The sequence below is a fragment of the Methermicoccus shengliensis DSM 18856 genome (genome assembly GCF_000711905.1).
In the GTDB taxonomy this organism is placed as follows: Archaea; Halobacteriota; Methanosarcinia; order DSM-18856; family Methermicoccaceae; genus Methermicoccus; species Methermicoccus shengliensis.
Map to the genome: position 1 here is coordinate 1 of NZ_JONQ01000015.1, position 17,759 is coordinate 17,759.

Sequence of the window (17,759 nt, forward strand, 5' to 3'; positions counted from 1 at the left end):
CTGCTCACGCAAGGGCTTCCAAACAGCTTAACGAAGCTGGCACGTGAGTGGATTAATGGGGTGTGGCTTAACCACACCCCTTAATGCGCTGTATGCCAGCTGGACGACAGCTGTGCTGGCACGTGAGTGGATTAATGGGGTGTGGCTTAACCACACCCCTTAATGCGCTGTTTTGCTGGCTTTTGTAAAAAGCCACGTTCACCCCATCGGGATTGCACCCTTCGGGACGGTCACAGGCCCCGCATCCCACTCCTCTCGTTAAGGAGTGGGCTACAACGTTCGATATGTCCAAAACGGTATTTAAACTTAGCCACCTCCCCTTGCGTATCCCCCTCCGAAGGGGTCTTGCAAACGACGGGAAGATAAAGGCTACGATGCAGTTGCCGTTAACGTTACTCTCGTTTATTCGAATGACTACCTTACTTTCAGCTGCAGAACTGCTCTCTAAAAACTCCCTCTTACAGATGTTTATAGTGTACCATGTGCCACCGCTGAACGTCACCCTCTTCAAGGGTATCAGCAGTCCGTTTTGCAGAGCGTAGAGCTTTGAGTACTTGCTAAGGAACTCAACGCTTCCAGACTGCCTTTCCACGCTTATGGAAATCCCTCTTTTACCCTTCGGCATCGCCTTAGCATCGAGACGTTCAAGTTCCCGGAAAATCTTCGCGGGATGTGTTCCAGGCGCTATCGATAGATTTTCTGCTTCTGAGGAACGGAAAATCAACTTTCCCGAATCGGCTTGGACGTGATAAAATTTTAGCTTCCCATCCTTTATTCCATAGAATTCGAGGATTATGTGCTCGACGATTCCATCGCTGGAGATACGAATGTTCAGGCCAATCCAGAACTGCTGTAGAATTCTCGACCCCCGTTTTTTCCAGCGTGATGTTCCAGAGCAATAGGAGCGATAGAGTATCGCTTGGTGGTAAGTGAACTTCCTCGCTGGGGTGACAGCCTAACAAACCTACTCCCGCTCCGATCGACATGCATATTACAGCAAAAAGCCACAGTCTTCTCACGCACCGCACCCCCTACTAAGGCGAAGGGATGCCACTCAGACAACTCTTTCTCCTCTCCACTCCTTAAGTGTAGAACGGTCGAGCCGCAAACTGGTCCGTAATCGACACTCCTGCCAGTTCCTTGAAGGCAGGCAAGTTTCGTTTAACGTGCACAACGTCAGCTTAGCATCTTTCAGCAGGATTTTCGTCTTATTGTTCGTTAAAAATTCGTTTGTGAGATGCTCTCCAACTTTTGGTGTTATGTCGATCGAGGGCTCGGCAACTGGTGCTTTATCCAGATCCTCAGGTAAAAACACCACTATTCCTCCAACCGAACACCCCTCAACTATTGACCCATTTTTTGCGTATTTCATTTTGCTGATGGTTATCCTGCACCAAGGAATTTCGCTATCGAAGATTATCCTCTTCAGCGGAATCAGAGAGCCGTTGAGCAGCAGATATACTTTCGTGTAGTTACTGCTATAACCAACTCTTCCAGATTCCATTTCCGCATCGATAACGAAGCTTTTGTAAGGATAAGCCCGCAGAATCTCTCTGAAATCCAGTTTTTCTAGTTCTCTGAAGAGAGCGAGCGGGTGCAAGCCAGCTTTTACGTGCTCAACTTCTGCTGAATAGTATTTGAGTTTCCCGTTTATATACTCAACATGGTATGTTTTGCAAGGCTTGCAATCCGTAACTTCCGAAAATTCGAGGATTAAGTGCTTTAAATTTCCCTTCTCATCAGTTGTAACATAGAACCAGTTCAAAGCACTCTCGTTTGATGCTTTTGTTTCCTGAAGAACCACCTCCCAGAATTCTGATAAAGGTAAGCCGTAAACGTTCGGTGGCAGATAGGCTTCGTTCTGCTTTTGGCTTAGCTGGCAGGCGAACAAACCGATTCCCACACCAAATAAAATGCATACGGCAAGAGCAAGTAATTTCGTTGGCTTCACTATATCTCCCCTCAGCTACTTTGTTTTATACTGATAGACATCCTCAATAAAATCAAGGTCTTTAACTTCCTCCACTCTATTCTCTTCAATCAGGCTATGATACACGGTTTCTATTTCTGAGGCAGACAGCTTTCTCACACCCGAGTTTCTCAAAATCTTGATTTGTTCTTCCGTCAGTGGTTTGTAGGTCTTGATTAAAAAGGAATCCGTATTGTTTATCAGTTTATAATCATCAAAATACGTGTATTCCACAGTTTCTGGGTATAATCTCCCGTGATTGTTTTTATCTTCATAGGAAGTGTCATAGTAGCAATCTAATATTACGCGTAGCACATCACTTTCAACCTCCAGCTTATTTTTCCATTCTTTAGCTATTTCTTCCGAAACTGGTTCTAAAAATCTTACGTAATTCCAGTTAATCTCTTTTATTTTTATGTCATAGGGATTCAGGATTTGCTTGGCATCATCTAAGGATGCTTCCCCTTCAAAGAAAATAACATAACCCCTATCTTTCTTCAAGATATCTTCATCAGAATAATAAAGTGTTGTGTTCAGTTCTTTAAACCCATCATTATGAAGAAACTCAATCTCCTTCAATTTATCCCCGGGAACAATTGCATAATAGTGAGACATATAGTCAACGCCTTTTATGTAAGAGCTCTGGATGTTGCATTCATCAAGGAGAGACAGTATTTCATCTTTCGTTATCTCTTCCCTAAAAGCAATAAAGAGTCCGCCAACCAAAGCTGTTCTCTCGATTTGCAAAATTCTCCTGATCGTGCATTTCTCTCTTGAAACCTCAAATTTCACCTTATCACCTATTCTAACCCTGTTGAATTCGTCTCTGCTCACAAAGTATGCTAAAGTATCTCCTTTCCCAATACCATTGATTGGGTCTCTGGAATCCAATCTTATGGAGACAAGGTATTTGATATCGGAATACTTCTTCTTCATTTCATCCTCTACGGACTCGCTAATGAGGGCATTCTTTTCTTTCTTCAAAAAGAACATCTCGTAATCTTTATCTTTTACTATAATCCACGATCCATTTTCAGCTGGACGATTAAGTAAGATTGTGTATGATGTATCACCTTTCACCCCTGTTACCGCTTTATGATCAACAATACCTTCAATAACGATAGGTGATGAAAAGTTGTAAATTAGCAAAGACGCTATGATCAACAAAGCCAATATTCCAAGATATAATCTTTTTCTCATCATAATCACCTGTATTTATCAATTATATATCCACAAACGCCGCCAAGCAATGCATAGAAGACGGGTATTGAAACGGAATGGATTAAGGGAAAATAAACCAATGGAATGCTAATGCCAACTGCTTTTCCAATCTGAAAGATGTAGGTGAACACTTGACCAAGTGTCAGGAGTGCAGGATAACTCAGCAACACAAATGCGTAGCTGTAACCGTATAAGAGTCCTACCTGAATGCAAATTCCAGCCACACAACCTAATAATGTTGCTGCTCTCTTCATGGTAGCTACCTCATTTTATACGGATAAACGCTCTCCACGAAGTTCAGGCTCTTAACTTTATCCACTCTGTCCTCTTCAATCAGGCTGTGGTACACCGTCTTTAATTCCGAGGCAGAGCTCCTTTACACCTGAATTCCTCAAAATCTGAATTTGTTCTTCCGTTAGCGGTTTGTAGGTTTTTATTAAGAGTGCGCAGTGTTATTTGCTTCTCTAGAATCGTCGAAGTAAGTTTGACCTACGGTTTCCGGGTATAGCTTTTTGTCTTCGTGCTCACTAATTACTGGTAGTTCTAAGATAAGTTTTGGATGCGTTTCACCATGTTTCGGAAGTTCAATCCTTATTTCCTTTGGTACCCGATCTATTTCAAATATCGTTTCACTCATTTTCATCGTCTCCTTTTAGTCTTACACAGGACATATGAAACTGTCGCCCGCAATTTCGGACAACTCCAATTTCCCGAAATGTTTTCGGGAAACTACATATTTTAGATACTAGTTCGAAATAGTTAAATTTTTCTTTTTCATACTAGAAGTCATCCAAGCAAAAATATAAAAAGAATACTCACAATTATGAAATTGTTGGCAAGCTTATCGAGGAACTAAAGCTCAGGAAATACTCCTACAGAACTGCAAAGAAATACAGAGATATTGTAATTAAATTCTTAAAATCTGGTAAAACTCCAAGGGAATTCCTACTTTCTTATTCAAACAAAAGCAGATCAACCATATGTAGCGTTTACTTCGCTCTAAAATTCTTCTATGAAAATGTTCTCAATGAAAAATTCGATGAGAAATTGCCATTGGCAAAATCAAAACATAAATTACCTGTTGTTCTCAACAGAAGAGAGGTTCAAAAGCTTTTTGAAGTTACAACCAACATAAAACATAAAGTCGTCCTTGCTTTGCTTTACTACGCTGGCTTACGTTTGAGTGAGGTAAGAAACTTAAAATGGCAGGATATTGATTTTGAGAGAGGACTGATACACATCAAGCAGGCTAAGGGTGAGAAGGAGAGGGTGATTTTTCTCCATAAGAATTTGAAAGACCTTCTGATAAATTATGGAATAAGAAAATCTGAACTAGTTTTGATTTCTGAAAGAGATAGAAAATACAACAAAAGGACAATCCAGCAGATAGTTAAAAATGCAGCTAAAAAAGCAGGAATAAAAAAGAAAGTCACACCGCATACATTAAGACATAGCTTTGCTACACATTTACTGGAGACAGGAGCGGACATAAGATATATTCAGCAATTATTAGGACATAAAAGCCTGAGAACCACTCAAATCTATACGCATGTGGCTAATAAAGATATAAAGAAGCTTGCTAATTTGCTTTAATCTTAGATTCTCTTCAACTTTTCACTTTCTCTTATCTTTCCCTTAATTTTCTTCTCCCACTCTTCATACTTCAAAACTCATTTCTCTTCAAGCAATTCAACCAAAGCAGAAAGCATATCATCCAATAGCTCAATCTCTTCTTTCAACTCCTTAATTTCTTTTTTCTTTGTCATTTTATTTCACCACCATAAGCTTTGGATAATGAACACAAATACCTTTAACAAAAATTTCAGCCTTCTTTATGGCATTTACCACTTCTTTCACATACTTTTCAGCTTTGGTTTTATCAGAAAGTATTTCATAGCTTTCTGGATAACTTTGCTTTAGCCATTCTCTAAACTCCTTACCAGAAGCCTTTAGATTCAGAAACTCAAACCAGTAAAAATCTGTGAAACTTTTCGTTTCTTCTATTAAATGTTCTATATCAGTTAAATGAGGAATTATCGGAGAAATAAATGCGTAATTTCTAACCCCGTTTTCACGAAGTTCTTTTAACCCTATCGGCGGGAAGGGGAAGGGATGAGAGCCAATAAGCTTATAATCTTTTTCTGCATACTTATAATGTCTGCAAGGCTGAAAGAGCTGGCAGACCTTGGGACGACCCTTAGAGCCTGTGGAGATCGAGACCTCCGTAACCCGCAAGGGGATCGAGTCTGGTCGTTGAAGCAGGAAGCCCCTTCCGAATAGGGGTAGTTCACTATCTCTCAGCCGATTCATTTTTCCACCCTCTCCAGTTTTAAGTAGATGATTGAAGATACAGCCAGCAACCCGATCCAGCAGACAAACCAGATGTATGTGTATTCTGTTCCTGAGCTGAGTACTTCGCAACGTTTCTTGGATTGATTTTGCCTTCAACCCTTCTATACCAGATTTCCCTTGCCCTGTACTCCGCCTTTGCCTCATCCTCCTTGAGCGTCCCCTCTATCCAGCGAATGCCATTTAGATAGTGTGCAGTGATTCCTATCCCCCAGCCCAAGAGCGGGTAGAAGAACCACATGACGTGTGGGGAGTACAGGAGGTTGACGAGTATCAGGATGGTGTTGACCAGCACATACACGGCGAGATGAGCTAAAAAGCCCCTTCTCGCCTCCTCTGTCTTCATCTCCCTGTATGCTCTTTTATAGTCCTCGAGGGAGATTTCCTCTGCCATATCTGCTGCCCACATTGGAGCAGTATATATCTTTTTGTTTTCACGGAGTGTAAAACATTTATCTACCTTACATGCACACCTCCTGCAGGAGATATTATGGGCGTTGATCTTGGTGCACTGATGAAGGGTAGGGAGGTGGAGCTCGGGGAGCTCGCCCACGGCAGGGTCGCGATAGATGCGTTCAACGCCCTGTACCAGTTCCTGAGCATCATAAGGCAACGGGACGGCACGCCCCTTCTGGACTCTGCTGGAAGAATCACCTCGCACCTCTCTGGGCTGCTGTACAGGACGAGCAACATGATGGAGGTCGGCATAATGCCGTTCTACGTGTTCGACGGCGAGCCCCCGGCGTTAAAGCGTGGCACGCTCGAGCGACGAGAGCACATCAGGGAGAGCGCAAAAAGGAGCTGGGAGGAGGCAAGGGAGAGGGGTGAGGATGGGTTCGTGTACGCACAGGCATCCTCCCGCGTGGACGAGCAGATACTCGACGACGCGAAGAGGCTGCTCTCTCTCATGGGGGTGCCCTTCGTGGTGGCACCATCCGAGGGCGAGGCGCAGGCAGCCCACATGACGCGAAAGGGGGACGCCGACTATGCTGGCTCCCAGGACTATGACACGCTGGTGTTTGGAGCACCGAAGGTGGTAAGAAATCTCGCCATCACTGGAAGGCGAAAGCTTCCGAGAAGGCGTGTGTACGTGGATGTGAAGCCAGAGGTGATAGAGCTCGATGCAGAGCTCGAGCGGCTGGGCATCACCAGAGAGCAGCTCGTGGACATCGCCATCCTCGTGGGCACTGACTACAACCCCGGCATAAAGGGGATAGGGCCCAAGAAGGCATACGGGCTCGTGAAAAAGGGAAAAGACATCTTCTCCATACTGGATGAGCTGGGAGAGCATATCGAGCACGCAGAGGAGATTAGGCAGTTCTTTCTCGAGCCCGAGGTGACGGATGACTACGAGCTCGTGTGGAGCAAGCCCGACAGTGATGGTGTGATACAGTTCTTGTGCGAGGAGAGGGACTTTTCACAGGAGAGGGTGGAGAGGGCTCTCCACAAGCTGGAGGCTGCGCTCGAGAGTCAAAAGCAGAGGAGTCTGGATGCGTGGTTCTGATGAGGGCATACATAATCAGCATAGGGGATGAGCTGCTCTGTGGCGATACCGTGAACACCAACGCCGCATGGATAGCGAGGCAGCTGTGCTCGAGGGGTGTGGAGGTCAGAAGGATTGTGGTGATTCCCGACGAGGTGGACGAGATTGCAGGGGCGCTGCGAGATGCCGACGCCGACATAGTGATTATCACAGGCGGGCTGGGACCCACCCACGACGACATCACGAGGTTTGGAATAGCGAAGGGTGTGGGCGATACGCTCGTGAGGAACGAGGAAGCGCTCGAGTTCATGAGAAAGGCGTACGAGGTGACCGAGGACATGGAGCAGATGGCGCATCTGCCCTCCCGCTCCACCCCTCTGCTCAACCCCGTGGGCTCGGCTCCCGGGTTCTTCATCGAGGATGGTGGGCGCAGGATATTCGTGCTTCCCGGCGTGCCCGCCGAGATGGAGGCGATGTTCGAGTATGTGCTTCCCCATCTTCGGGGCGATGCCCCACACATCAGGTGGGTGGTGAGCAAAAAGCCAGAGGCGCACATAGCCCCCGTGATGAGGGAAGCTCTCGAGAGGTTCTCGCCCCTGAAGATAGGCTCGTACCCCAGGGCAGGACAGGTGAGGATAAAGCTCTCATCGAATGACCCCGATGTGGTGGAAGAGGCAAAGAGATGGCTTGAGAGCAGGGTGTAGGCGTTGAAGGTGGGGATGGTTGCTCCAGAGTTCTTGCCCGTGTGGGGAGGGGTGGGCACCCACATCGTGGAGCTGGTATCCCACATGCCAGAGGACGTGGAGCTGTGCGTGCTCACCGTGAGACGCACCATACCCGGCACCTCGGAGTTCATGGAGAGGGACGAGGTGCTCGCCTCGATAGGGCGCCCAATCGAGCTGGTGGAGCTCTCCGATGCCAGGGACACGTTCCTGTACAACGCCTCGTTTCAGGTCTCGTGTGCAAGGCACATCCCGAGAGTGGTGCGAGAGCACGGCATAGAGCTGCTGCACACCCACTTTCCCCACATGTCCGACCTTCTTCTGAAGCTGCGTGGATACCCCGTGCCCTCCATCACCACGGTGCACACCACGATTGCCGGGCAGGTGTCGGGCACGAGGGCATCGGGCATGGGCTTTTTTGAGCTCGAGCCCTCCGAGCGGTTCACGCTGCTGCTCTCCCCCCTGCTTCGTGTGCTGGAGAGGAGCTATCTTGCACGCACCCGCAACATAATCACGGTGTCCAGATGGCTCTCTCGGCTGCTGGAGCAGCACTACGACATGGAAGGCAAGCGGCTCGAGGTGATACCCAATGGCGTGGACGCCGACGTGTATGCCCCCAGGAGCACAGAGAGGCTGGTGGACACGTCCGACCCCATCGTGCTGTTCACGGGAAGGCTGGTGAGTGCCAAGGGCATAAGCGTGCTCATCGAGGCGATGGAGGATGTGCTGAAGAGAACAGACGCCCACTTCGTGTTCGTTGGTGGTGGAAGCCCCATCCCCTACATCGAGCGTATGAGGAAGAGGGGCATACCGCCATCGAGCTACACATTTCTCGGCTACCTGAGGACGCGGGAGGAGATGGTGGCGGCATACAACATGGCGGACGTGTACGTTGCCCCCACGCTCTACGAGAACCTTCCCATCCGCATACTCGAGGCGATGGCGTGTGAGAGGGCGGTCGTTGCGAGCAACGTGTGTGCCATTCCCGAGGCAATCGAGCATGGCATAAACGGGCTGCTCGTCCCACCACGGAACTCCAAAGCGCTCGCACATGCCCTCATGAGGCTGCTGGAGGACGATTCCCTTCGCATGAGGCTTGGAAGAAGGGCGAGGCAGACCGTGCTCGAAAGGTTTTCATGGCACAGCATAGCCATGCGCACGGCAGCCCTGTATGAGCATGTGCTCGAGAGTGTGAGATGAGGATGAGGATGAGGATGAGGACGAGGACAGGGGTCAGACTCTCACTCGTGCAGATGCTGAGCAACATCTCGATAGCAGCTGGCATGCTGCTCATCCCAAAGCTCGCAGAGGAGCTTGGGGCATCGTACCTCGAGGTGGGGCTCATAGGCTCGTGTTATGGCATCGCCCTCTTTCTGTCCTCCTACTTCTTTGGATGGCTCTCGGACGTCAGGGGCAGAACGCTGGTGCTCAGGATGGGGCTTCTCTCGTGCGCCATCACGTTCGCCCTTGTGCCCCTTGCGTCTTCTCCTCTTTCGCTCGCCCTCATACGCTTTCTCGGGGGCTTTTGTGCTGGAATGTACCCCGCTGCCCTGATAGCGTATGCCTACGAGACCACGAGGTCGTTCGGAAGGTTCGTGTCCATGTCCTCGCTGGGATGGGCGGCTGGAACCTTGCTCGCAGGGCTCATAGGGGTGTACCTCGGGATATACCTTGTGGCATCGGCATTCTTTCTGCTCTCGCTCGCTCTCGTGTACAGGCTCCCTCCGTCAAACCCGCAGCTTGCCACCCCGAGGTTCCCTCTGGCGCTCTTGCTGAAGAACAAGGAGGTGTACGTGGGCTTTGTGCTGCGGCACCTTGGCGCCAACACCATATGGGCGATATTTCCCCTCTATCTCATATCGCTCGGTGCGAGCACGCTGTGGATCGGGCTGCTCTACTTTGCCAACATGTTCACCCAGTTCGTGCTGCTGCAGTTTCTGGACAGGCTGAGAAGCCCGCTTCTGTTCAAGCTTGGTCTTGCGACATCGTGTGCAACCTTTCTGCTCTACGCCACAGCACGGACATACCTCGATGTGCTGCCCATGCAGCTGCTGCTCGCCCTCTCATGGAGCACGCTCTACCTTGGCTCGCTGGAGAATCTCTCAGAGCACAACCCCGAGAGGGGCTCTGCCACTGGCATCCTGAACTCCCTCGTGGGGGTGTCCAATGCTGTGGGACCCTTCGTGGGCGGTGTGCTCGCACAGTGGTGGGGATTTTCGAGCACGATGTACTTTGCAGCCCTGCTCACGGGGTGTGCGCTGGTGTGGGTGCTGCCAAGAAGGCTATGAGAGCATTCTTTTCGCATACAGCACCCGCTGCACGAGGGTGATGCTCGCCAGCACCACCACGAGTGCCACAGCCCAGCTCAGCAGCCCCAGAACTGCCCCCACCGCGAGGGCGAGCATCCTCTCAGCCCTCTCCCCGATGCCCACACCCTCCATGCCAAGCCCGAGCGCCTCGGCGCGAGCTCTCGTATAGGATACCATCAGGCACAGGAGCAGGGCGAGCGCGCCCAAGAACCAGTCGGGCAAAGCTCCGAGAGCGGTATAACCCCCGAGCATCGCCCCGATGAGTATCGCTCCATCACCGAGCCTGTCGCTCACGCTGTCCAGAAACCCCCCGAACGGCGTGCTGGCACTGCTCTGGCGTGCCACGGTGCCGTCCATCACGTCAAAAAAGCCGCCGAGCAGTATGAGCACTCCCGCTACCACTGGGCGATGCAGGGCGAGCAGCGCCCCAGCGGCAGTGCACAGAGAAAGTCCCACGAGGGTGAGTGCATTGGGACTCACCCCACAGAACGGTGTGGCGAGCGGCATCATCAGCCGTCGCACGTGCTCTTTCACAGCCTTCACACACGCCAGATTGACGATGCCCATTATCTACTTTTCTGCTATGCTCGGGCTGGTGCTGAGCGGTGTGCGCCCCATATCGGAGAGTGCCGAGCTGCTCATCGTGCCCGCCCTCATCGGAATGCTGTACTTCGTGCTGCTCGGGGTACCGCTCTCGAGGCTGAGGAGGGGGCTCAAGAAGCGCAGGCTCGCCCTTTTAACCCTATCGGCGGGAAGTCCCTTTCGTAGGGAGATGAGAGCCAATAAGCTTATAATCTTTTTCTGCATACTTATAATGTCTGCAAGGCTGAAAGAGCTGGCAGACCTTGGGACGACCCTTAGAGCCTGTGGAGACCTGTCTGGTCGCTGAAGCAGGAAGCCCCTTCCGAATAGGGGTAGTTCACCACAGCTATATAAGGAGGGGAGGATGATAAGTGAGGTGCAGAAAATCGATTTCAGTTACAAGCCAAGGGGGCTGAAGCAGGGAGTAGTAGCCAACTTCCCATTTAAACCAAAAAAGCTTGAGGAGGAACACACCCATACCAACATAGTGAGCTGCGGAATTTACAAGCTGCTTCCAGACAGGATGAAAAAGGAGGTAGAGAGAAACCTGCATCTCCTCGAATACATCCATATCCTCCCCCTCGACAAAATCGGCATTCCAAAGTTTGTCCCCAAACTTGACAGAAAAAAACATTCCGACATGGAAAATCCAAATTTGATATATCCCGCTGATCAGCAGATATACGTTCATATTTATCCTAACAAGAATGACGTCAGGAACTACTACATCCCTGTTGAACCCATATTACTTACAGGTGTGGATGAGCTGCTGAGGGACGTTGAAATAAGGCTTGTAGATTATGTAACAGACATAGATTTTGACCCAGAAGATAACGAGGAGAAGATAAGGATACTGAAGGACGCTCTCAGAGAGATATGTGTAATCGTCGATGGAAACGACAGTGGTAGTTTTAGCTTTATCGAAGATAACGCTGGGACACTCAAGCTTTTTTCAAAGGTTAAGAAATTAAGTATGTTAAGAAACAAATCCAATGGGAAAAATGGAAAGCTTTACGTTACTCCACAGCAGTTTAAAGCTCTTGAATACGCTTTGATTAGGGATAAAGTCGGTCTGGGGGTTCTTGAACCATATATCAGAGATAAATACATAGAAGATATTTCGTGCAGCGGTTTGGGGCCAATATTCATTGAACACAAGATTTTCAAAGGTTTGAGGAGTGTGATTGAGTTTAAAGAGGAGGAAACTCTCAACAAATTTATAATAAAGCTTGCCGAGAGAATAGGAAAGCCCGTAACCTACAAGGATCCAATTGTCGATGCGACGCTACCCGATGGATCGAGAATAAACATTGTTTACGGAAACGACATAAGTAAGAATGGGAGTAACTTTACCATCAGAAAGTTCAATGAAATACCATTCAGCGTTTTGCAGCTCATAGAGTTCGGCTCTCTCGACTACATGGTTGCTGGCTATTTGTGGTTGCTTATAAGCGAGGGCATGAGTGGATTTATATGTGGTGAGACAGCGAGTGGTAAGACAACACTGCTCAATGCAATTACAGCCTTCATTCGACCTGAAGCAAAGGTAGTATCCATAGAAGATACTCCAGAGCTTCAGCTTCCACATAAAAACTGGACGAGAGAGGTTACGAGGGGGAGCACAAGAGGGGGAACACTTGGCGAAGGAAGTGGTTCAGATGTTACAATGTTCGATTTGCTTAAAGCGGCATTGAGACAGAGGCCTAACTACATACTCGTTGGTGAGATCAGAGGCGTTGAAGGCAACATCGCATTCCAGGCTATGCAGACAGGACATCCGGTGATGTCCACCTTCCATGCTGGGACCGTAGAAAAGCTAATCCAGAGACTGACAACCGAGCCTATAAGCGTTCCCAAGACGTTCATCGATAACTTAAACTTTGTGGTTATCGTGAGTGCCGTGAGAAGGCCAGATGGTAAGCTTGTGAGAAGAGTGCTGAGCGTGAGCGAGATAGTCGGTTATAACCCGCAGAATGGCAGTGTCTCTTTCATAGAGGTCTTCCAGTGGGACCCGGTAACCGATACGCATGTCTTCACTGGCTACGGCAGCTCTTATCTGCTCGAGCAGAAGATTGCCACATACCTTGGCATCCCACCAAACAAAAAGAAATTGATCTATGATGAGGTGGAGAAAAGGGCGAAGATTCTCAAAAAACTGCACGAGCAGGGTATCGTTGACTTCTATGACTTCTTCAAGACCATTGCGAAGGTCGAGAAGAAGGGTTTGCTGGGTGTCAAAGTTCCGAGGTGAATACAGTGGAGTATCCGACGTTAAAACTCCCAAAGTTTTCCTTCAGAAAAAGGACAGAAAAAGAGACTGATAAGGAGGCAAAAAGAGGGGCAGGATTATTAGAGAGATTCAGGAAAACCAAGGAAGAACTTCTAATGGACAATGATTTACTGTTCACACTCACCTATATGGCCTCTCTTTCTACCGCCCAGCTTAGCAGAGACAAAATATTTGAAATGGCTGCTGAAAAGGAAGAATATGCTCCAAGTAAATACTTCAAGAAAATTAGAGATCTCACGCAAAAATGGTATTATGATTACGCAACTGCATGCAACCTTATTGCAGAGAAAGTGGAGCATGAGAGGCTGAGGAAATTATTCAACAGGTTCTCAGATGCAATATCAGCGGGGGAGCCGGATAGAGAGTTTCTGGATAGAGAGTGGAAGGTTTTCAAGACGATCAGAAAAGATGAGTATGAGAGAGCTCTTGAAAGTCTAAGAAAATGGACCGACGCTTATACCTCAATTCTCGTCTCTGCATCACTCATTTCTGTTGTAATTCTTCTTTCCGTAATAATCTATCAGTCAGGCGATCCGGCAACAACGCTTTATGGGGCAGCTCTCTCAAACTTTGTAATCTATGCATTTGGTGTTGGAATGCTTTTTAAAGCTGTGCCGAAAGACAGGAAGGTTCATGATTTTCACATAAAATCGAGAGAACAGACGCTAATATCAAAAACTATCCCCCATCCTAATCCCAGCGGCATTTGCAGCCTTGGTGTTTTTAGCAATAATACCAGCAGCAAATCCGGACTTCAAATACGGAAGTATCGATATGAAAGGGGCAGGATTTATTTTAGCTGGAGCAATCATGTTACCAATTGCGATACTTGGTAGGATGGATGACAAAAGGATAAGCAAGAGGGATGAGGCTTTTACAACATTCATAAGAAGTCTTGGAGTGATAAAATCCGGTGCTGGCGTTTCGGTTGCAGAGGCTTTGAGTAGAATAGATCAGAAAAATCTTGGCGAGCTAAAAGATCTCGTTCTCCAGCTTTACAGAAGATTGTCCATGGATCTCGATCCAAGACTGTGCTGGGAGAAGTTTGTTGGTGAGAGTGGGAGTTACCTGATACAAAAGCTAACAAGCATTTTTATTGATGCGACAGATCTTGGGGGAGATGCTGATACAGTTGGAGAGGTAGTAAGCTCTTCAAACCTCGAAATGGTTTTGCTCAGGTTGAAGAGAGACCTCATCTCGTCTGGCTTTGTGAGCTTGATTATACCACTCCACATGGCAATGGTTGGATTATTACTCTTTATAACTCAGATTCTGACGATATTTACTCAGTATATCTCCATGTTATATGCTACCCAGTTGTCAGGCATTGGCAGCATGTCTAATGTTGTTGACAAATTGCCTGGTGGGCTGCAGGGGTTAAACATTGGAATTTTTGGTAGCGTTCCAACAGAACTATTAAGCCAGTACACCCTCTTTATAATTCTCTCCCTCACACTGGCTAACACGATTGCTGCAAACGTTGTCAAAGGTGGTGGGAAATATATGTATATATATTATGCGTGCATTCTTTTTATCATATCTGGAGTCCTCATGGTTGTTGTCCCGCAGGTTGTTGAATGGGCATTCAGCTTACCATCACTTGTAGAAATGGAGGGATAGGGGATGAAGACATTTATGTATATATGTGCGTGCTTATTTGTTGTTTTGCTATTTTGTGGTTGTGTAGGAGACTTGCCAATAAAAGATCTGAGCAGTTTGGAAAACATGACAGCTATAGGAAATTTCACTGCAGATGCCAGACCGAAACTACCACCAAAAGAGATAGCTCTTGAAATTGGAGAATCCACAGAAGTTGATGGAATCGATGTGGCAGTAAAGAACGTTTGGTTTACAAAAAATCTCCAAGACTTTAAAACATTTGGACCTATAGATAGATATTCTGGCATTGCGCCCCAAAACTGTGAATTTATTGTTGCTGAAGTTTTAATAAAGAACAATGGAAATAAAACGCTCTATCCAACTGCCCATGATTTTATTGTGGTTGACGGTGAGGGGAATATCTACCCGTACAATATATTAACTCATTCTTTTGAAGATGCTATGGAATTCAAAGAACTCCAAAAAGGGGAAAGTGCCGGTGGGAAGATAGCGTTCCTAATTCCTGAGAACGAGACCGATATCAAAATAGCATATTGTTTTGGATCAATCGCAGATTTTAGAGCGATGTTTGACATTTTCAAAACAAAATGGGCTATTTGGCATATAAGGAGGTGATACCATGGAGTTTGAAATGCTTGTTGGTGTGGTTTTTGCAATCTTTGTGATTGCAACATCTTACATATACGATAGGGTGAAAAGTGGGGGTAATTCTCCAAGGATAAAGTTGAGTTTGCCCCTCTTATCTTCCATACGCAGAAAGAAAACTGAGGAGAAAATGAAGGAAATAGATCAAAAGCTTGAAGAGGTTGTTTCGGCTGGAGTTAGTAAAGGCAAAGAAAACCGGGAGGAGGATAAAGAATTGGATAAAATGGAAGAACTTGCATCTAAAAATGTTGAAGTGAGCGATGATTTACTGAATGAAATGCAAACGGCCGATAGAATGAGTATAAGTGAAGAGCTATCTCTTGAGGCTGATGGTCTTCCACACGTTCCGGACATGCCAGATTTACCTTCTGAGTTAAATTCTGATCTCGAAGTTGATACAAGTGATGTCGATATTGGGTTTGGCATAGAGGTGAGTGAAGAAGAGGAGGGTACAGAGAGCGAAAAAATAGAATTCGATGAGGAAGATGATCTAATAGCGTCAATAGCAAAGGAAGTTGAAGTCAAAGAGGAAGAGGAAATAGATTTGCTGAGAGACCTTAAGGGTCAGAATTTTGATGTTAATGAGCTTGAAAATGAACTAAATGAAGCCCTTAGAAGACTCAAATCTCTAAGTTGAATCTAAGTTTTACATCTCCTTTTGGCTCTCTTTTTTATATACAAAGTCTTCTGCTGCGACGATCAGAGGATACTAATGAGGACTTCCCTCGAAATGTGAATTTTACAAAAAGAGGTCGTCGTATCATGTTGATATTGTTTTTTGTTTAGCATGTTTTGTTCCTATAATAATTTACAGGCAGTAATTGGGAAGCGGGAATAGAACTCTATTTCCGAAACTCTAATATATTGCCGAGTGTTGCTATGAGATATATTATTCATTAATGGTTGTGGTAAGGTGAGGGCGAGCGAGAGGACAACGTTTGAAACAAGATGGGGTGAAAAACAGGCGGAAATCTTAAAAGTTATCTCGAGAAACGGCGTCGTCCCCCTTCTTCTCAACATAGAAAAAAGTCCAAAGAGTTTTTCTCAGTTGATGTTTGAAACCCATTTGAACCCAAGCATTCTTAATAGGCACTTAAAATCTTTAATATCATTGCAAATTGTCGAGAAAAGTGCAAGCAGTTATGCATTGACTGAGAAGGGCAAAAAGCTTGTTTCAATTCTTGAAAAATTTATTATAATTGTTGAGTAATTTTTTCTTTTTTTATTGTAATCAGATTTGAATTGCACATCTCAGGTGGGGCGCGCTGTGAATTTTGAGGGAGTAAACTACCCCCAGCTAACGCAGGGGGCTTTCCATCAGAGGTTGAGTAAGATGCACAGCACCACTCAAATCCCCTTCATCTGGACGAACGAGCAGGTTTACAGCTACTCTCCTCCTGGAAATCTGGACAAAACAAGAGTTGGTGAGACCTTGAGATGTCCGCTCCAGGAGAGATTTTACAGCGATAGCCAGCGAGGCTTTTCTATCACTGTTCACAACCATACCACACTTCTTACACCTATACAAGGCATAGTTTCTAGAATCGTGTCCGCTATTCACTGCACCGCAGTGTGGACACCACTTCGAAGTGTGGTAAGCATCAACTTCTTGAAAAGGAACTCCGTATTTAAGACAGTTACTCTTAAGAAAATCTCTGAATTGTGCGTAAGGAATTCTGTTAATCTTCTTTCTTCCATTCTTTCCAACTTCACCTTTTGTAGCCCTAAGCCTGAGTTTTTCAATGGCGATAGAAGCATTATATTTAAGAGCAAGATTCACAATCACCTTAGCAATCTGCCCGCTTCTTGTCTTAACAAAGTTTCTCTGTTTGCGTTTAAGTCTTCTAAGGTATTTCTTGGCCTTTTCAGAGCCTTTATCAGCATGATGTTGGAGTTTACTTCTTCTCTCCTCATACTTTCTCTGCCTAACAGCTACATCTCTGCCAAAGTAAAGCTGTTTAACCACCTTAGATGTCTGGCTGTCGAAAACCGTTACAGCAGCAAGAGTAGTAGAACCAATATCAACCCCCACAACATACCTTCTATCGTTAACTGGTTCAGGGTATTCCTTTTCAATAGAAACAGCAATCTTGCCGTTAAGCAAACAAATAGATTTGGTTTCCCACCCACCCTTAAGGAAATCTTTGAATCTATTGTATCCATTATCACGCTTGATAGGAATTACAAAGCTCTTGCGAGGAGAATAAGTTATTCTAAAGCAAGGTGTGCATCTTTCAGTTTCAAAGAACTTAAACCATCTTTTGTTAAGTCTGATGGAGCATCGCTTAAATCCTTTCTTAATAGTCTTTCTTTTAGCCCAAACATCCTTACGGGCTTCTTGAACAACGTCAGATGGAAGGAAGGAGGTTTTGCGTATGTTTGAGTATGTTAAATGGTGTAACTCCGTAGAGGATTTGGCGTTCGGTAAGTATTCAAGAGTAAGGTTGAGGACTCTAAGGTATTCGTCAAAGAAGCTGTTGAGAATTTGTCGTTTATTGGCAGTTAAAGGCAAACAGTTAAGCAACACAGTCTTTCTCAAGGCCTCACCGATATCCAGATTCTTTCAAAA

21 protein-coding genes are annotated in these 17,759 nt (G+C 46.4%); 12 read left to right on the forward strand and 9 right to left on the reverse strand.

Annotated features, from left to right (window positions below):
- Positions 1–67: 67 nt before the first annotated feature.
- From BP07_RS08850 to BP07_RS06130, 5 genes are all read right to left on the reverse strand, one after another.
- Positions 68–724 carry a hypothetical protein gene (locus tag BP07_RS08850; protein WP_157203125.1) on the reverse strand — a complete coding sequence of 219 codons (657 nt, stop codon included), beginning with the start codon at positions 722–724 and terminating at the stop codon, positions 68–70.
- A gap of 330 nt (positions 725–1,054) precedes the next feature.
- The gene (locus BP07_RS06120) at positions 1,055–1,951 is read right to left on the reverse strand and encodes a hypothetical protein (RefSeq protein ID WP_042686966.1); all 897 of its coding nucleotides are present in this window, start codon (positions 1,949–1,951) and stop codon (positions 1,055–1,057) included.
- 15 nt (positions 1,952–1,966) lie between these two features.
- On the reverse strand, positions 1,967–3,172 hold the full coding sequence (locus tag BP07_RS06125; RefSeq protein WP_042686968.1) for a UPF0228 family protein: 1,206 nt from the start codon (positions 3,170–3,172) through the stop codon (positions 1,967–1,969).
- Between the two features lie 2 nt (positions 3,173–3,174).
- Positions 3,175–3,444 (reverse strand): hypothetical protein, encoded by a 270-nt coding sequence (locus BP07_RS08855; RefSeq protein WP_157203126.1) that lies wholly within the window; start codon positions 3,442–3,444, stop codon positions 3,175–3,177.
- A gap of 182 nt (positions 3,445–3,626) precedes the next feature.
- Entirely contained in the window at positions 3,627–3,827 is a 201-nt protein-coding gene (locus tag BP07_RS06130; protein WP_157203127.1) for a hypothetical protein, read from the reverse strand.
- A 206-nt stretch (positions 3,828–4,033) separates the two neighbouring features.
- On the opposite strand from BP07_RS06130, the gene xerA reads away from it, so the two are divergent.
- Positions 4,034–4,783, forward strand: coding sequence for a site-specific tyrosine recombinase/integron integrase (xerA, locus tag BP07_RS06135; RefSeq protein WP_338045907.1), 750 nt, complete (start codon positions 4,034–4,036; stop codon positions 4,781–4,783).
- Between the two features lie 174 nt (positions 4,784–4,957).
- Here xerA and BP07_RS09015 read toward each other — a convergent pair whose 3' ends face one another.
- A complete protein-coding gene (locus BP07_RS09015) occupies positions 4,958–5,500 on the reverse strand; it encodes a radical SAM family protein (RefSeq protein WP_211247072.1) in 543 nt (180 codons plus the stop codon).
- 19 nt (positions 5,501–5,519) lie between these two features.
- Positions 5,520–5,933, reverse strand: a complete 414-nt coding sequence (locus tag BP07_RS08410) for a 2TM domain-containing protein (protein ID WP_169736254.1) — start codon at positions 5,931–5,933, stop codon at positions 5,520–5,522.
- A 96-nt stretch (positions 5,934–6,029) separates the two neighbouring features.
- Here BP07_RS08410 and fen point away from each other — a divergent pair, with 96 nt between their 5' ends.
- Genes fen through BP07_RS06165 form a run of 4 tightly spaced genes read left to right on the forward strand, consistent with a single transcriptional unit; the run spans position 6,030 to position 10,032 of the window.
- Positions 6,030–7,043 (forward strand): flap endonuclease-1, encoded by a 1,014-nt coding sequence (fen, locus tag BP07_RS06150; RefSeq protein WP_042686975.1) that lies wholly within the window; start codon positions 6,030–6,032, stop codon positions 7,041–7,043.
- Positions 7,043–7,726 carry a competence/damage-inducible protein A gene (locus BP07_RS06155; protein ID WP_042686978.1) on the forward strand — a complete coding sequence of 228 codons (684 nt, stop codon included), beginning with the start codon at positions 7,043–7,045 and terminating at the stop codon, positions 7,724–7,726. The genes fen and BP07_RS06155 overlap by 1 nt, the downstream gene beginning before the upstream one ends.
- Before the next feature lie 9 nt (positions 7,727–7,735).
- Positions 7,736–8,944: a glycosyltransferase family 4 protein gene (locus tag BP07_RS06160; RefSeq protein WP_245597074.1), complete on the forward strand. Its 1,209-nt coding sequence runs from the start codon at positions 7,736–7,738 to the stop codon at positions 8,942–8,944.
- Positions 8,941–10,032 carry an MFS transporter gene (locus BP07_RS06165; protein ID WP_084174144.1) on the forward strand — a complete coding sequence of 364 codons (1,092 nt, stop codon included), beginning with the start codon at positions 8,941–8,943 and terminating at the stop codon, positions 10,030–10,032. Before BP07_RS06160 ends, BP07_RS06165 begins: the two co-directional genes overlap by 4 nt.
- Here BP07_RS06165 and BP07_RS06170 read toward each other — a convergent pair.
- Entirely contained in the window at positions 10,027–10,596 is a 570-nt protein-coding gene (locus BP07_RS06170) for a CDP-alcohol phosphatidyltransferase family protein (protein ID WP_245597068.1), read from the reverse strand. The two genes, BP07_RS06165 and BP07_RS06170, sit on opposite strands and share 6 nt — an antisense overlap.
- A gap of 40 nt (positions 10,597–10,636) precedes the next feature.
- On the opposite strand from BP07_RS06170, the gene BP07_RS06175 reads away from it, so the two are divergent.
- From BP07_RS06175 to BP07_RS06200, 7 genes are all read left to right on the forward strand, one after another.
- Positions 10,637–10,942: a hypothetical protein gene (locus tag BP07_RS06175; RefSeq protein ID WP_042686983.1), complete on the forward strand. Its 306-nt coding sequence runs from the start codon at positions 10,637–10,639 to the stop codon at positions 10,940–10,942.
- Between the two features lie 57 nt (positions 10,943–10,999).
- Positions 11,000–12,886, forward strand: coding sequence for a type II/IV secretion system ATPase subunit (locus BP07_RS06180; protein ID WP_042686985.1), 1,887 nt, complete (start codon positions 11,000–11,002; stop codon positions 12,884–12,886).
- Between the two features lie 5 nt (positions 12,887–12,891).
- Entirely contained in the window at positions 12,892–13,761 is an 870-nt protein-coding gene (locus BP07_RS09020) for a type II secretion system F family protein (RefSeq protein WP_211247073.1), read from the forward strand.
- Positions 13,700–14,545, forward strand: a complete 846-nt coding sequence (locus BP07_RS09025) for a type II secretion system F family protein (protein ID WP_211247074.1) — start codon at positions 13,700–13,702, stop codon at positions 14,543–14,545. The genes BP07_RS09020 and BP07_RS09025 overlap by 62 nt, the downstream gene beginning before the upstream one ends.
- Before the next feature lie 72 nt (positions 14,546–14,617).
- Positions 14,618–15,160 carry a DUF4352 domain-containing protein gene (locus tag BP07_RS06190; protein ID WP_169736255.1) on the forward strand — a complete coding sequence of 181 codons (543 nt, stop codon included), beginning with the start codon at positions 14,618–14,620 and terminating at the stop codon, positions 15,158–15,160.
- Positions 15,161–15,164: 4 nt separating this feature from the next.
- Complete coding sequence (locus tag BP07_RS06195) at positions 15,165–15,827, forward strand: hypothetical protein (protein WP_042686989.1); 663 nt, start codon at positions 15,165–15,167, stop codon at positions 15,825–15,827.
- Positions 15,828–16,103: 276 nt separating this feature from the next.
- Positions 16,104–16,400 (forward strand): winged helix-turn-helix domain-containing protein, encoded by a 297-nt coding sequence (locus BP07_RS06200; protein WP_052353301.1) that lies wholly within the window; start codon positions 16,104–16,106, stop codon positions 16,398–16,400.
- An 87-nt stretch (positions 16,401–16,487) separates the two neighbouring features.
- Here the strand turns inward: BP07_RS06200 and BP07_RS06205 are convergent, their stop codons facing one another.
- Entirely contained in the window at positions 16,488–17,729 is a 1,242-nt protein-coding gene (locus tag BP07_RS06205; RefSeq protein ID WP_169736256.1) for an RNA-guided endonuclease InsQ/TnpB family protein, read from the reverse strand.
- Positions 17,730–17,759: the final 30 nt, after the last annotated feature.